The organism is Roseobacter sp. N2S (genome assembly GCF_031454055.1).
In the GTDB taxonomy this organism is placed as follows: domain Bacteria; phylum Pseudomonadota; class Alphaproteobacteria; order Rhodobacterales; family Rhodobacteraceae; genus Amylibacter.
This window is the reverse complement of the sequence record NZ_JAVDQB010000005.1, coordinates 261,246-274,087: the sequence shown is the minus strand read 5'-3', so window position 1 is coordinate 274,087 and position 12,842 is coordinate 261,246. Positions and strand designations below refer to the sequence as shown.

The window sequence follows — 12,842 nt, the reverse complement described above, 5'->3', positions numbered from 1 at the left end:
TACACACGGCATTTATTGGGAGGAGATGCTAAAATGAAAAGCAAATTTACACTTGTGGCCTGTGCCGCAACCTTGATGGCCACCACGGCCAGTGCGAAGGACATCGAGATGCAGTCGATTTTCCCGCAGTCATTACCACTGCTTGGAAAACCGGCTTGGGATATTTCGGAAAAAGTTGATGAACTAACCGCGGGCGGGATTCATTTTGACGTGAAAGCACCCGGCGAAATTGTTTCAACGGGCGAAGTTTGGGACTCCGTTTCAACGGGGGCAGTGGAAAGTTCATGGTACTCCATCGGATTTGCCGAAGGCGTGGTGCCATCTGCCCCGCTGTTCACCACATTCCCTTTCGGGCCTGACATCAAAGAATACGCCGCATGGTGGTATTACGGCGGCGGTCAGGAAACTTGGGCTGGTATCACCGAGGCGAAATACAACATCAAGACCTTGCATTGTTCCACCTTGGTGCCCGAAGCATCCGGCTGGTTCCGCGATGAAATCAAAACGCTGGATGACCTGAAGGGCAAGAAAATGCGCTTCTTTGGTCTGGGCGCATCGGTCATGGGGAAACTGGGTGTTGAAGCCCAATCCATGGGGCTGGCCGATACCATGTCTGCCCTGAACACCGGTGCGATTGACAGTGCGGAACTGGGCTTTCCCTTCCTCGACAATATGGTGGGCATGTTCGATCACGCCAAACATTATTACTTTCCGGGCTGGCATCAGCAAACCAGCTTTCTAAGCGTGATCATCAATCTGGACACTTGGAACGACCTAAGCGCGCAGGAACGGGCGATTATTGAAACCGCCTGTGAAGCCCAAGTGCTAAAAACCATGGCAGAGGGTGAAGCGGTTCAATTAGAACCCCTCGCCAAAATGCAGCGTGAAAACGGTGTGATGGTGCATGAGTGGCCACCTGAAATCCTGTCCGCCTACGAATCCGCATGGACCGAAGTTGCGGCAGAAAAATCCGCAGCGGATGCAGATTTCAAAACCACTTGGGAGAACATTCAAACCTTTCGCGAAAACTACGCAGAGTGGAAGAACATCGGCTACCTGAAATAAGCCGTTCACATCCCGATCTGGCAGCATTTCCTGCCAGATCGGATTGCCCACAAGGGGAGGGACATGGAAACAAGCCTGAAAATTGCAGCGGCACTGACGTCCCTGTGCGAATGGGCGGCGCGGCTAGCGGCGGTGCTGTTGTTCGCATTGGTCGCGGTCATCATCTATGACGTGGTCGGACGCAAGTTTTTTTCAACTGGGTCTTTTATTCTGCAAGAACTGGAATGGCACATCCACGGCGTCATTGCCGTCTTTGCCTTTGGCTATGCCTATACCCGTGATGCCCATGTGCGTATTGACGTGGTTGCAGACCGCATGAATAGCCGCTTCCGCTTATGGCTGGAATTGGCTGTGGTGGTACTGCTTGTGATCCCTTTCTTCCTGTTTATCGCGTGGTACGGCTATGAATTTGCCCTGCGCGCCTTTGAACGGGGCGAAGGCGCAAACGGCGGGCGCGGGTTGCCAAACCGCTGGATTATCAAATCAGCCGTGCCGATTTCGGCACTTCTGACCATTGCAGGCTGCACAGCCGTAGCGCTGCGCCTGTTTGCCGTTTTGAAACGCCCCGACCTTATCACCTCCGCCTTTGTTGAAAGAGGCCTATGGAAACGTTAACCGAATTCCTGCCCGCAATTATGTTTCTAAGCCTGATTGCAGGGCTGTTTACCGCTTTGCCCGTGCCAATTGTACTGGCTGCAATCACGCTGATCTTTGCCATTATCGCACTGGCCTTGGGCGAAATGCGCTTTGTGCATCTGTCTTTGGTGCCCACGCGGATTTACGGCGGTGTCATTGACAACGCCGTGCTGGTGGCCGCTCCAATGTTCATCTTTATGGGCGTGGTGATGGAAAAAACCCGCATTGCCGAGGACCTGTTACTGACCCTGCAAAAACTGTTGGTGCGGGTGCCCGGTGGTCTGGCATTGGCAGTTGTTCTGATGGGAACAATCCTTGCAGCGGCAACGGGTATTATCGGGGCATCAGTCGTAATGCTGACGGTGATGGCCCTGCCCACCATGATGCGGGCGGGTTATTCTGCCCCTTTGGCTACTGGCACGGTGGCAAGTGCGGGCACTTTGGGCATTCTCATTCCACCCTCGGTCATGCTGGTATTTATGTCCGATCTGTTGTCCCTAAATCTTGCCAAAGTGTTTGTGGCAGCTTTCCTGCCGGGGCTGTTCCTAGCCGGTGTTTATCTGATTTATTTGTTTGTCCGTGCCCTGCTGCGCCCAGGTGAAACACCTGTGCCCCGATCCCTGTCGGTTGACGAAAAAGACGGCCTGTGGCTTGAAGCATTGATCTCGGTCTCTTTTCCGTTGATCCTGATCGTTGCAGTCCTTGGCTCCATCATCGGCGGCTTTGCCAGCCCGACCGAGGCCTCTGGCGTCGGCGCGTTCGCGGCCCTTTTGCTGGGCCTGATACGGGGTCGCATTTCGTGGAAAGTTCTGGGCGACGCCACGGACAGTTCCCTGCGCACCATTGCACTGCTATTCTTCATCTTCGCCACCGCCACCGCCTTTTCCTACATCTTTCGTAAAATTGGCGGGGATGACCTGATCGTTGATCTGGCCCGCAGCCTGAACCTTGGGGACTGGGCCTTGTTATTTACCATGATGGCAATGGTTTTTGTCATGGGGTTCTTCTTTGACTGGATCGAAATCACGCTTATTTTATTGCCTATTTTCGCACCCATCGTCGATCTGATGGATCTGGGCGAACATATTGCCAAAGCTGATCTGGTCTATTGGTTTACCATTCTTGTGGCCGTGAATTTACAGACCTCTTTCCTGACACCGCCCTTTGGATTTGCGCTGTTTTACATGAAAGGAGCAGCGGGTGATCTGGTGGAAATGCGCGACATTTACCGAGGCATCATCCCCTTTGTGTTGCTGCAAGTGGCAGTGCTGTTCATCTTGATCTGGCAACCGGAACTGGCCATGTGGCTGCCAAATAAGGTGCTGGGGCATTGACCCGCCTTGCCGGAAAACGCGCGGTTATCATTGGCGCAGGATCGGCAGGGGAAGGCTGGGGCAATGGCAAAGCCACAGCCGTTCTGTTCGCCCGCGAGGGAGCGCGCGTACTGTGTGTGGACCGCTCTGAAGCTGCCGCCCAAGAAACCGCCGCAATCATCCGCAGCGAGGGCAATCAGGCCGAGGTTCTGGTAGCTGATGTTTCAGACCCCGATGCAGGCCAGTTGGTGGCAGACACAGCAACCAAGCTCTGGGGCGGGATCGATGTGTTCGATTACAACGTAGGCATCAGCCAGCAAGGCGGCGTCCTTGACACCACTGATGCGGATTGGGACCGCGTGTTCGACATCAACCTGACAGGTGCCATGCGCATGACCCGGGCCGTCTTGCCGATGCTGCGGGCGCAAAAAAGTGGCGCGCTGATTTATGTCTCCTCTCTGGCTGCGGTGTATTCCGCACCCTATAGTTACGTGTCTTATGAAGTGTCCAAAATGGCACTGGTTCGCTTTGCCAAATCCGTAGCCCACGAAAATGCCACCTATCAAATCCGCGCAAACACTATTTTGCCGGGTGTAATCGACACCCCGCACGTCACCGCATTTGTAGACCAGAAAACCGACCCCACCGAACTGGCCAAACGCCGCGCCGCCATGGTTCCCATGGGTCGCCAAGGAACCGCATGGGACATCGCCAAAGCCGCACTGTTCCTAGCCTCGGACGACTCTGACTATGTGACGGGGGTGGAATTGAAGGTGGATGGTGGACTGACGGCTTGAAGGCGTCAGTAGTTTACATAATCTAGATTATGCGTTTTTTGTGCAAATTTGGACGGCATGGTAAAAGCCTCGTCTGACGGCAAAATCCTCACTAAGACTTCCACACATTCTGGTGCAGTTGACATCATGAATGATGGCATTTCACCCTACTGTGTCTTGCCGTAAGATATTGTCCTTTCAACGGCCCCCGAGCATTTCAAACCCTTCTCACCAACCGCTTCCGTGAAATTTTTCGCTTAACTATCTGTTTTATAACAATTTACAAGCATAGAGATTTTCATGCTCAAAGTTACTTGACTAGGTGAAAGGATTAATCAATAGTCAATATACCGAAGGGTAGATTACTAATACCCGATGGTATATTCGATACGATGTGATCGATAAGTCTGTTGCGTTCGGGAGGGAAAGCAATGAATGGTAGTGGCACGGCAATAAGATGGGCCAACACGAATAGCCTGCAGGGTTCGGTGCGTCTGATAGACAGTGTGCTTGCGTCTAATCTGATGCTAAACGATACATTGACGCAGGGCGTGCCGGATCTATCCATCGAAGAAAACGCAGGGGAGGGTAGCTTGGATATGAAGGATGAAATAGCCGAGTATAAACGCAAGCGCATCCTTGAGGCCGCAATCTCGCTGTTTGACGCGCACGGATTTTCACAAACAACCGTCCACGCCATTGCAAAAGACCTCGGGTATACCAAACCGTTTGTCTATTCGTACTTTCCGAACAAAACTCAAATTCTGGTTGAGATTTGTCTGCTCTCCCTCACCCAGTCAAAAGCTGCCATCGACACCGCAGTGACTGAATCCGATACTCCGCGGGATCAGCTTCGTGCTGCTGTCGAAGGACTTGCTCTGGCTGTGATAGACAACCAGAAAAGCGTTAACATCTTTGATCGCGAAGAGAAGTATCACGACGAAGAAACGCGCAAGGTGGTGTTGGATTATCAGGGCTACCTTACCCGTATGCTGACGCGCATTATTACCGAAGGCAACCAACGCGGCGATTTTGACTGTGACGATATCCCGTCTGCAGTTTTCGCGATTGGTGGCATGGTCAGCTGGATCAGGCGCTGGTACGTGCCAAGCGGCAGGCTCGGGCGGGAAGCTGTCGCTGCCGCGCAGGGCGACATTGCCCTGCGAATTGTGCGTGAAGCCCCCCCGAATTAGGCAACCTACGGGCGTCAGGACGGTACCGACCCCGACAAACCTTAACATTCAATCAACAGAAGATACCTCCGGATGCCAGCCGGAGCAAAGGAGCCGTGTATGCCATCGTTATGGACACCAGAACAGACTGCCTTTCGCGACGAGGTCCGCCATTTCCTGCGTGAGAACCTGTCAGCGGGCACCCGCCAGAAGGTCAGAAACGGGCTGGCACTGTCCCGGCAGGATCACGAAGACTGGCACGACGCACTTGCCGCGAAAGGGTGGTATGCGGGGTTCTGGCCAAAGGAATACGGCGGGCAAGGCTGGGATGCTGCGCAAACCTTTATTTTCAATGACGAATACGCCTATCACGGCGCTCCTTGGGTGCTGCCTTACGGTGTGAATTACGTTGGTCCGGTGATTTTCACCTATGGTAACGCAGCGCAAAAAGCGCGGTTTCTGCCCGACATCGTGGCAAATAAAGTGAGGTTCTGTCAGGGATATTCCGAACCGAACGCCGGGTCGGACCTAGCCAGTTTACGCACCCGCGCAGTGAAAGACGGCGATCACTACATCGTTAACGGCTCAAAACTCTGGACCAGTCACGCGCATTTTGCGGATTGGATTTTTTGCCTTGTTCGGACCGATACGGACGCCAGACCACAGGCAGGGATCAGCTTTTTGTTGATCGACATGAAAACCCCCGGAATTGAGGTCCAGCCGATCACCACAATTGAAGGGCATCATCATGTTAACGCGGTGTTTTTCTCGGATGTGAAGGTTCCGGTGGAGAACCTTGTCGGGGAAGAAAACATGGGTTGGACCTATGCCAAATTCCTACTGGGTCATGAACGTATGATTTCGGCGGAAACCGGAAAAACCCGGCGTCATCTTGAACGGGCAGAGGTTTTGGCCGCTGAACGGGGATGGCGCGATGACCCGGGTCACCGCACACAGATGGCGCGGTTCAATATCGACCTGAAGGCGCTGGAATGGCTAACTTTACGCTTGGTTCAGACCGTCGATCAGGGCGCACCCGGGGCTGAAGCCTCGATGTTGAAAATTCGCGGAACAGAGCTGCAACAACGGATCGGTGAATACGCTTTTGACGTTTTGGGAATTGAGGGCGGCGCGTTTGACATCGCTGAACCAGAAAATGACGAAACGCCGCTGTCGGGGATCGCAAGGGACATGCTGTTGCAGAAAGCGACGACAATTTGGGGCGGCTCGAATGAAATCCAACGCGGTATCGTCGCAAAACACGAATTGGGATTACGGTGATGGAATTCACTCTCACAGAAGAACAACGCATCCTGCGGGACACTTTGGGCCGCTTCATGGAGACAGGCCAACGCGACACCCCCATGACCGAACGCTGGAAGGCGCTTGCCGAACTGGGGGCCTTGGGGATCGGGTTCACCGAAGACGAGGGTGGTTTGGGCGGCGGCCCGCGCGAAATGGAACTGGTTCTAGAAGCCGCCGGACAGCACCGCCGCACGGAACCACTGATCGACGCGCTGGCCATTCCGGGTGCCGCACTGGCAAAGATCAACCCCGATCGTCTGGCAGAAATCGTTTCAGGCGACACGATGACAATTGCAGCCTTTGCCGAAGAAAATGACCCAGAAGGAACTGCCCCGCGATTACAATTTCGAAATGGTATATTGAGCGGAAGTAAATCTTTGGTCCCAAGCGGGGCTGGCGCATCGCAGATCCTTGTCTCGGCGCTAGAGAGCGACAGATTGGTTTTGGCCGAAGTAACGGCGCACGTCGCCGACCTGCAACCGATGATGGGTGGCCAAACCGGTGTCCGACTACAGTTTCAAGACACACCGGCAACCGTTCTGGCAGAGGGCGCGCATGCCGCAGAAGCGATCAAAGCTGGATGGCGCCGGGGACTGCATGCGGCCTGCGCTTTAGCGCTGGGAACCGCACGCAGCCTGTTTGACGAAACTTTGGCTTATGTGCGCGTACGGGAACAATTCGGACAGCCTATCGGCAGTTTTCAAGTTATTCAGCACCGGATGGCCGACATGATGATTGCCATCGAGGAAGCCCGCGCACTGATCGACATGGCACGCCACACCCTGCAAAGTGACGGCCCCGATCTTGACCTGATCATGGCCCGCACAGGGGTACTTGAGCGCTGTGCTTTGGTTGGCCGCGCGGCGATTCAGCTTCACGGTGGCATCGGTATGTCTGAAGAAATGCCGCTTGGGCGCGGGTTTCGAAACCTCAAAATCCTACAAGGCCGCTTTGGCGGTGAAATCCACAACTGGGCTGCATTGCGCAAAGCCCTTTGACGAAACAAAAACGGAACAATTCTATGCCTCTTTTTGATAACTATGAAGCTCTCAGTTTCTCTCGGGAGGGTCGCATTCTGACCATCACGATGAATTTGCCAGACACATTGAACGCGATGGACGGGCAGTTGCATTCAGAAATGTCGCGCGTGTTCATTGACGCGAATGAAGACCCTGAAAGCGACATCGTTGTACTGACTGGCGCTGGACGCTGTTTTTCTGCTGGTGGTGACATCAACTGGATGCAGGAAGCTGTGGACAATCCGGCGGCCTTCAAACGAACAGCTATCGAGGCCAAACGCATCCTGTTTTCACAGCTTGATCTGGAAAAACCGCTGATCGCAAGGGTCAACGGCCACGCCATGGGGTTGGGCGCCAGTCTGGCGCTGTGTTGTGACGTTGCTATCGCAGCAGACTCCGCCAAAATCGGTGATCCGCATGTTGCTGTCGGGCTGGTCGCAGGGGATGGTGGTGCGCTGCTCTGGCCTCAGATGATCGGCTATATGCGCGCCCGCGAATACCTGCTGACAGGCGATGCCATTCCGGCGCAAAAAGCCGCTGAAATGGGGCTTTTGACACGGGCCGTTCCTGACGACACGCTGGATACAGAGGTCTATGATCTGGCCCGACGCCTTGCCGCAGGTGCCACCCAAGCGATCCGCTACACCAAGATTGTCACCAACCTCGCGCTTAAACAGGTTGTGCATGCCCATGCGGATGCAGGGATCGGCTATGAGGTGCTGACCAACGAAACCAAGGACCACGCCGAGGCTGTTGCCGCGTTTCGCGACAAGCGCAAGCCTGTGTTCACTGGCAGCTGATAATCCGCGATCGGAAATGAGTCACACTATGACGGATCTCTACACACACCAAAACAATTGGCAGCTTAACCTGCCTGCGGGTCAGGCCGAAGCCTATTTCGCTTCGGGCGCGTGGGAGCAGGTGACGGTGGCAGAAGCCGCACGCGAGCGTGCCCGCCGCACGCCCGACAGGGTGGCTTTGCAGGCTGAAAACGGCGCGTTGACCTACTCCGACGCCGTCGAGCAGGGTGAGGCCTTGGCGCGCGCGCTGCTTGACCTTGGGCTTCGACCCGGTGACACGCTGGCGTTTCAGTTGCCGAACTGGTTGGAAACGGCCGTGATCAACCTTGCCTGTGCTTTCGCGGGACTTGTGGTCAATCCTGTCATTCCAATTTATCGTCAGGCCGAACTGCGCGTTATCCTTAAGGACGCACGCGCACGGCTGATCTTTATTCCTCAGGTGTTTCGCAACGTAGACTTTGGCGCCATGTTGTCCGAAGCCCGCCCTGATCTGCCCGAGCTTGCCCATGTTGTTCAGGTGCGTGGCGACGGTGACGGGTTACAGCCGCTGATCAAACATGGCCGAACTTTGAAGACACCTCTGCCAAAGGTTCCACCCGAAAGCGCCAAGATGCTGATCTACACGTCGGGGACAACGGGTTTGCCGAAGGGTGTGATCTATGGGCACGCACAGGCCAAAGCCTCAATCGCCTATTCGTTTGACGCTTGGGGCCTTGAATCGGATGGCACCGTTACCGTGGTTCCAACTCCGGTTACCCATGTAACCGGATATGCGCACGGGCTGGAAGGCCCATTTCTGCTGGGCACGCGGACAATCCTGATGGAGCGTTGGGAAGCCGCTGAAGCGGTCGCGCTGATTGACCAATACAGCGCGGCATACATGATAGGCGCAACCCCGTTTCTCTCTGAAACCCTCAAGGCGGCACAGAGCGCGCAAACGCACCTGCCATCTTTGAAGGTCTTCGCTTGTGGCGGTGCAGAAGTCCCGCCCGATCTGATCCGCCGCGCCAATTCATGGTTTGCCAATGCTGTTGCCACACGGGTTTTCGGCGCTTCAGAAGTTCCCATGGTCACGCAAGGCTGCATCGAAAACCCTGAATTATCCGCCACCACCGACGGGCGTGTGTTTCGCTATGACGTCCGCCTGATAGACACAGCGGGCCGCAACATCCCCAACGGTAGCGAAGGCGAGATTATCGCCCGCGGACCGTCAATGTTTCTGGGATACACCGATCCAGACGCAACCGCCAAAGCTGTTGATACCGAAGGATATTTCCACACCGGTGACCTTGGGCGGTTAAGCGACGATGGGATCATTACCGTCACCGGACGCATAAAGGATCTGATTATCAGAGGCGGTGAAAACCTGTCAGCCAAGGAAATCGAAGACGCCCTTGCCCTGCACACTGGCATTGCGGATCTGGCTGTGGTGGGGGCACCCCATGAACGGTTGGGCGAATGTGTTGCGGTTTTTGTCGTAGCGGCTGACGGTCATGAAATGCCTGATACCGCCGCTTTGGGGCAGTTTTTGTCACACGCAGGTATCGCACCGCAAAAGCGGCCTGAATATGTTTTCAGCATTGATGCCCTGCCCCGCACCGCGTCTGGCAAGGTGCAAAAGCACCTGCTGCGAAACGAGGTGAAAGCGCGCCTTGGCGACCGTCACAAACACCAAGCCGCCACCGACAGAACCTAGCAAGGACACAGCAGATGCAAAGCAGAAGCAGGCCAATGGACACGGCACCAATGCGGGCACTGGCGCGGATCGCCGACAGGATCGTGGCCGTAACCGCTTGGATTGCCACAGTCACAGTCATCATCATGTGCCTGCACGTCAGTGTCTCGGCGTTGATGCGCAGCGTGCTGAACATTACGCTGCCGGGCACAGTCGAAATTGTGATGTATTATTACATGGTACTGGTCGCCTTCCTGCCGTGGTCGATGGCGCAAAAACTGGGCGAGCATGTGACTGTTGACCTGCTTACAGCACTGCTGTCCGACCGCGTTTTGGGTTGGCTGCAATTTGCGGTGGATCTGTTTTCGGCTGCTGTCACAGGCGTAATCTGCTGGGCCTTGGTCAGCATGGCACTGCGCCAGAGCGCGCTTGGCCAGATCGTTGAAACCGGCTGGTTCGGGCTGCCGGTTTGGCCCGCACGCTGGCTGGCGGCCTTGGGATGTGGCGCGATGGTGTTTGTCCTGTTTGTGCAAATTATCAGCCGCCGCCGCTTGCCGACCAACAGTTTAACCAAGCCGGAGGTTGCGCTGTGAACGTAGAAGTTGGACTTGCCGCTCTTGTTATTCTTACGGGTTTGCTTGCCCTGCGAGTGCCAATCGGCATCGCGCTGGTTGCTGTGGGTGCGGGCGGTATCTACTATTTGCGCGGCTTTGGTCCCGCTTTTGGGATGCTGCGTTCTGTTCCGTTTGATTTCACGGCCCACTGGACGCTTTCCGCGGTACCGATGTTTGTGCTGATGAGTGCGATTGCTTCCCATTCCGGCCTGACAGCCGATCTTTATGCTTCGATGCGGCTTTGGTTTGGACGGCTGCCCGGCGGGCTGGCCATCGCCACCAGTTTTGCGGGCGCGGGGTTTGCGGCCATCTGTGGTTCTTCGCTGGCCACCACCGCTGCTATGGGGCGCATTGCCGTACCGGAAATGGTAAAGGCAGGATATGATAAGAGTCTTGCCGCAGGCTGTGCAGCGGCAGTCGGAACTGTCGGCGCGTTGATCCCGCCCTCAATCCTGATGGTTCTTTATGCACTTTTCGCGCAGGTTTCAGTCGGAAAAATGCTGGTTGCAGGGCTATTGCCCGGCCTGCTGACAACCCTTGCCTATGCGCTGATGATCGGGATCCGTTGCCATTTGAACCCAAGCCTTGCACCCAAAGTTGACATGTCTGGTGTGACCCTGCGGGACAAAGCTGCCAGCCTGCGCCGCATCTGGCCGGTGGGTCTGATCGCCACAATGGTTGTGGGCGTGATCTATGGCGGTATCGCAACCGCAACCGAGGCAGGCGCAATCGGTGCAGTCGCCACTGCTTTGGTTGCCTTTACCCAGCGCACCCTTGATCGCAAAGGTCTGATGGAATGCGCACGGGAAACAGTGGTGATCACAGCAACGCTGCTGCTGATCGGTATAGGTGCCACCCTGTTGGCCCAATTTCTGGCCTTATCCGGTGTGCCGCGTTTCCTTTCAGCTGCGTTGCAGGACATCACCACAAACCATGTGGCCATCATTTTGATCTGTTGTCTTATCTATCTGGTGATGGGCGCGTTTCTGGACACGATCGGGATCATGTTGCTGACCCTGCCCATCCTAATTCCCATCTTCAAACAGCTTGGTGTGAACGAAATCTGGGCCGGAGTGATCCTGGTCAAGATGCTGGAAATCGGGCTGCTCACCCCGCCTTTGGGGATGAATGTATTCGTTATGAACCGCGTTTCAGCGGACAGCATAAAACTGGGCACCATCTTTAAAGGCGTCAGTTGGTTTCTGCTCGTCGAGGTGGTGATCATGGCAATCCTAATTCTTATCCCGTCCGTAATCCTGTTCCTGCCGTCCATGATGATCGGCTGACCCCTATTACCCTATGGCGTGTGCCAAGAATGCAAACGCCAGATTTTTTAAACAGAGAGGAGACCCTAATGAAATTCACGAAAATCCGGCGTCATGGCTCCGCCCTTGCACTGATGGCTGTTGCCGCTGCAACGGCGGCATCGGCAGAAACTGACCTGCTGTTTGGCACCTATGTGTCAGACACAACCCAACTTAATATCGCGGGCTTCAACCCCTACGTCAAAACCCTGCAAGACAGTGGCGAATTCAACGTCACATCCCTGACCGACGGGGCCGTTGTAACAGCCCGCACAACGCTACCGGGGTTGGCTGACGGGGTTGTAGACCTGACTTATATTCCTGCGGTGTACTATCCGGCTGAACTGCCCGTGACGAATGTTTTCGTCAATCTGGGGGCAACGATGTCTAACGTACCTGCGGCCATCGGTGCGATCATCGAGGTATCCAAGCTGGACTGTCCGCAATGTGAAGCGGAAGGCGAGAAGATGAATTTCGTCGATCTGGGGTCTTGGTCGCTGACGCCTTACCGCCTGTTATGTGCGAAGCCGGTAAAAACGGCACAAGATGTGAACGGTCTTCGTATCCGCGCCGCCGGTCATACCATTGCTATTGTCAACGCGATGAACGCCACGCCCACAAACGTCCCCTCGTCCGAGGTTTATGAAGTGGTCCAGCGCGGTCAGGTCGACTGTGTCTTTGCGCCCATCGCATGGTTGGATGAATACGCATTGGGAGAGTTGGTGCAAAATGTAACAATGGTCTCTGCGGGCACCATCCCATCCGCTGCGGCCTTCGCCTTTCGCCGTGACAAGTGGAACGAGCTGACCACGGCGCAACGACAGGTGCTGCTGGACGCAGCCCCCATGGCAGTGGCCGGTGCATTGTTCGGAACACAAGGATCAGACATAAGTGCGCTTGAACGGCCAGGCGTAGAGTTCAACGTGACCGAAGCCAGCGCAGATCTGCAAGCGATCATTGATACGGCGATCGAAACACAAGTGGTCAGCGCTGTACAAACCGCCAAAGACGCTGGTGTGAAAGATGCACAAGCATTGGTTGACCGCTACCTTGCAACATACGAACGGTGGCAGGCTCTGGTGGAAGGCGTCGATACACCCGAGGCCTACGCACAGTTGCTACGCGACGAAGTCTATTCAAAGATCAAGGTCGAGTGATTGATC

General features: G+C 55.3%; 12 protein-coding genes. All 12 read left to right on the top strand.

The window, feature by feature from the left end; genetic code table 11:
• The first annotated feature begins 33 nt into the window (after positions 1-33).
• Complete coding sequence (locus GGE09_RS14095; RefSeq protein WP_309746788.1) at positions 34-1,065, top strand: C4-dicarboxylate ABC transporter; 1,032 nt, start codon at positions 34-36, stop codon at positions 1,063-1,065.
• Positions 1,066-1,128: 63 nt separating this feature from the next.
• A complete protein-coding gene (locus GGE09_RS14090) occupies positions 1,129-1,680 on the top strand; it encodes a TRAP transporter small permease subunit (RefSeq protein WP_309746787.1) in 552 nt (183 codons plus the stop codon).
• Entirely contained in the window at positions 1,668-3,035 is a 1,368-nt protein-coding gene (locus GGE09_RS14085; RefSeq protein ID WP_309746786.1) for a TRAP transporter large permease subunit, read from the top strand. The genes GGE09_RS14090 and GGE09_RS14085 overlap by 13 nt, the downstream gene beginning before the upstream one ends.
• On the top strand, positions 3,032-3,811 hold the full coding sequence (locus GGE09_RS14080) for an SDR family NAD(P)-dependent oxidoreductase (RefSeq protein WP_309746785.1): 780 nt from the start codon (positions 3,032-3,034) through the stop codon (positions 3,809-3,811). Before GGE09_RS14085 ends, GGE09_RS14080 begins: the two co-directional genes overlap by 4 nt.
• Positions 3,812-4,221: 410 nt before the next feature.
• Positions 4,222-4,983, top strand: coding sequence for a TetR/AcrR family transcriptional regulator (locus tag GGE09_RS14075; protein ID WP_309746784.1), 762 nt, complete (start codon positions 4,222-4,224; stop codon positions 4,981-4,983).
• Positions 4,984-5,082: 99 nt separating this feature from the next.
• A complete protein-coding gene (locus GGE09_RS14070) occupies positions 5,083-6,243 on the top strand; it encodes an acyl-CoA dehydrogenase family protein (protein WP_309746783.1) in 1,161 nt (386 codons plus the stop codon).
• A complete protein-coding gene (locus GGE09_RS14065; protein WP_309746782.1) occupies positions 6,243-7,265 on the top strand; it encodes an acyl-CoA dehydrogenase family protein in 1,023 nt (340 codons plus the stop codon). The genes GGE09_RS14070 and GGE09_RS14065 overlap by 1 nt, the downstream gene beginning before the upstream one ends.
• 23 nt (positions 7,266-7,288) lie before the next feature.
• Positions 7,289-8,086: an enoyl-CoA hydratase-related protein gene (locus GGE09_RS14060; protein WP_309746781.1), complete on the top strand. Its 798-nt coding sequence runs from the start codon at positions 7,289-7,291 to the stop codon at positions 8,084-8,086.
• A gap of 28 nt (positions 8,087-8,114) precedes the next feature.
• Positions 8,115-9,782 (top strand): AMP-binding protein, encoded by a 1,668-nt coding sequence (locus tag GGE09_RS14055; RefSeq protein ID WP_309746780.1) that lies wholly within the window; start codon positions 8,115-8,117, stop codon positions 9,780-9,782.
• 35 nt (positions 9,783-9,817) lie between these two features.
• A complete protein-coding gene (locus GGE09_RS14050) occupies positions 9,818-10,354 on the top strand; it encodes a TRAP transporter small permease (protein WP_309746779.1) in 537 nt (178 codons plus the stop codon).
• On the top strand, positions 10,351-11,661 hold the full coding sequence (locus GGE09_RS14045; RefSeq protein ID WP_309746778.1) for a TRAP transporter large permease: 1,311 nt from the start codon (positions 10,351-10,353) through the stop codon (positions 11,659-11,661). The genes GGE09_RS14050 and GGE09_RS14045 overlap by 4 nt, the downstream gene beginning before the upstream one ends.
• 68 nt (positions 11,662-11,729) lie before the next feature.
• Positions 11,730-12,836, top strand: coding sequence for a hypothetical protein (locus GGE09_RS14040; RefSeq protein ID WP_309746777.1), 1,107 nt, complete (start codon positions 11,730-11,732; stop codon positions 12,834-12,836).
• Positions 12,837-12,842: the final 6 nt, after the last annotated feature.

Coding starts and splice junctions, on each gene's coding strand:
- GGE09_RS14050 (WP_309746779.1), top strand. CDS start 9,818: ATGGACACGGCACCAATGCGGGCACTGGCGCGGATCGCCGACAGGATC.
- GGE09_RS14070 (WP_309746783.1), top strand. CDS start 5,083: ATGCCATCGTTATGGACACCAGAACAGACTGCCTTTCGCGACGAGGTC.
- GGE09_RS14085 (WP_309746786.1), top strand. CDS start 1,668: ATGGAAACGTTAACCGAATTCCTGCCCGCAATTATGTTTCTAAGCCTG.
- GGE09_RS14065 (WP_309746782.1), top strand. CDS start 6,243: ATGGAATTCACTCTCACAGAAGAACAACGCATCCTGCGGGACACTTTG.
- GGE09_RS14060 (WP_309746781.1), top strand. CDS start 7,289: ATGCCTCTTTTTGATAACTATGAAGCTCTCAGTTTCTCTCGGGAGGGT.
- GGE09_RS14055 (WP_309746780.1), top strand. CDS start 8,115: ATGACGGATCTCTACACACACCAAAACAATTGGCAGCTTAACCTGCCT.
- GGE09_RS14075 (WP_309746784.1), top strand. CDS start 4,222: ATGAATGGTAGTGGCACGGCAATAAGATGGGCCAACACGAATAGCCTG.
- GGE09_RS14040 (WP_309746777.1), top strand. CDS start 11,730: ATGAAATTCACGAAAATCCGGCGTCATGGCTCCGCCCTTGCACTGATG.
- GGE09_RS14090 (WP_309746787.1), top strand. CDS start 1,129: ATGGAAACAAGCCTGAAAATTGCAGCGGCACTGACGTCCCTGTGCGAA.
- GGE09_RS14095 (WP_309746788.1), top strand. CDS start 34: ATGAAAAGCAAATTTACACTTGTGGCCTGTGCCGCAACCTTGATGGCC.